The 1,932-nt window shown below is 48.4% G+C and carries 3 protein-coding genes and 1 pseudogene; 2 read left to right on the top strand and 2 right to left on the bottom strand.

Translation table 11 applies throughout. The features are described 5' to 3' along the window. A pseudogene (locus BZG79_RS16830) lies at window positions 1-102 on the top strand (Cys-tRNA(Pro) deacylase); the annotation flags it as partial. An 18-nt stretch (window positions 103-120) separates the two neighbouring features. Beyond that, on the top strand, window positions 121-738 hold the full coding sequence (locus BZG79_RS15010; RefSeq protein ID WP_077460070.1) for a LysE family translocator: 618 nt from the start codon (window positions 121-123) through the stop codon (window positions 736-738). A gap of 45 nt (window positions 739-783) precedes the next feature. Here the strand turns inward: BZG79_RS15010 and smrA are convergent, their stop codons facing one another. Then, window positions 784-1,368, bottom strand: a complete 585-nt coding sequence (gene smrA / locus BZG79_RS15015) for a DNA endonuclease SmrA (protein WP_025744495.1) — start codon at window positions 1,366-1,368, stop codon at window positions 784-786. A gap of 144 nt (window positions 1,369-1,512) precedes the next feature. Continuing rightward, a complete protein-coding gene (locus BZG79_RS15020) occupies window positions 1,513-1,650 on the bottom strand; it encodes a DUF3149 domain-containing protein (protein WP_025675231.1) in 138 nt (45 codons plus the stop codon). Between the last annotated feature and the right edge of the window lie 282 nt (window positions 1,651-1,932).

Here is a 1,932-nt window from a genome sequence, read left to right on the forward strand (position 1 = left end):
ACCCTGTGCGTTAGCGCGGGCCGTCGCGGGTTAGAAATTGAACTGTCCCCGGACGATCTGATGACGTTAACCGCGGGGCAGTATGCTGCGATTGGCGAGTAAAAAAGAGGATAAACAAGCATGACATTGACCATTTGGGCATCGTTAGCCTTAGTTTGTATGCTGGGAGCGATGTCACCAGGGCCCAGCTTGGTGGTGATGGCAAAACATAGCCTCGCTAACAGCCGCCTACATGGCATTGTCGCCTCATGGGCCCATGCGTTTGGTGTTGGCCTGTATGCGTTAATTACCATGTTAGGGTTAGCGGTTATCTTTAAACAATCGCCTATCTTGTTCACGATTATCGCCTACGCAGGGGCGGCGTATCTCGGTTGGTTAGGGATCAAATCACTCCTGAGCAAAGGCGGCGTCGCGGCAAAGCTAGAGGCGGGCAAAACCGCAAGCCTTAGCGAAGCGGCGCGTGATGGCGCGATGATTTCCATGCTAAACCCTAAACTGGCGCTCTTTTTTATTGCCTTATTCAGTCAATTCGTCGCAGTAGGGTCTGACTTATTCAGTCGCAGTGTGATTGTGCTAACCCCGTTATTGATTGACGGGCTTTGGTATACATTGGTGGCATTTTTGCTCTCAAGCCCCACCATTGTTGACAAAATCCGTCATCGTGGCGCTTGGATTGACAAGCTGTCAGGGGTGGTTTTAATCGCGCTGGCAATACGCGTGGTATTTACGCTGCAGTAAAGCAATAAAGCAAAAAGACTGGCAACTCGCCAGTCTTTTTGTTGTTCAGGCACGGTGACTGAGATGCCGTTCGCGGGTTTCTAACTTTTTCTCTTGGCTCTTTTTGAGCATCACATACAGCGCACCCGAGCCGCCTTGATGCCGCAGAGCAGAATGAAAGCAGAGCACGTCAGAAATTTGTTGCAGCCACTGGCAGACATAGCTTTTCATCATTGCCGGTGGGTTGCTCCTTTCGCCTTTACCGTGAACGATAATCACGGTACGCACGTCCATTCGTTGGCACTGCTTTAGGAAGCGGAGAATTTCATCACGGGCTTTTTCCAACGACATCTTGTGCAGATCAAGTCGAGCATTAATGTCATATTTACCCAAGCGTAGCTTGCGAAAGACCCCGTCTTGCACGCCATCCCGCTTATAAGCCATGACATCGTCGGGTTTAACCATGGTGGCATAATCCAGTGATAGATACTCAGGATCACTGTGAGCTAACCTCTGTGCTGCGTACTGACGGGCAAGTTGCGCTTCAGTCGGCGAGTGCGGTCCGGCTTGGTCCTCAACCGTGTCCTGTTCGATTGGCGCCACGTCAGACATCATTTCTCGGAATAGCTCAAATTCGTTTTTATCACTCATCACTACAGGGCCATCTACGTCGTGGAGTCATTTGGGACAGTATAAACGAAAATAAAAAAAGAAACCTAGCGCCACACTCTGTGACCAACCGTGTAACACTAGGTTAAGCAAGTTTGCTTAAAGATAGGTAGGCAATAAAACAGGTTATTGAGGTTTAGATGTCATCACTTTGTAGACAAAATAGCCGCCAAAGAAACTGATCAGGGCAAATGTACAGATGATGACAATCATGGATGACAAGCCCACGGCGTTGCCGAAAAGTAGATCAAGCCAAAAGTCCATAGTCTGTACCCTCGTGTCCGTTAATGTAGGGTCAGAATGCCAATAGGAACTGTGTTGAATACTGATCAAGATCAATAGAAATGTCGAACAATTTATCAACACTTGTTAACCTCGATGCGATCACAATTTGCTCGCAACTGATGCGACTTTCACCGTTTAACTGAGAGGGGAGAAAAAATACGTGATTAGGGCTTGAGGTTTCGTGATGCTTGAGTATGATAGGCGACCTCAGCACGGGGATGCATTTGATCGCATAGCTCTGTGCTTGACAAGACGAACATC

The organism is Salinivibrio sp. MA427 (assembly GCF_001996115.1).
GTDB classification, from domain to species: Bacteria; Pseudomonadota; Gammaproteobacteria; order Enterobacterales; family Vibrionaceae; genus Salinivibrio; species Salinivibrio costicola.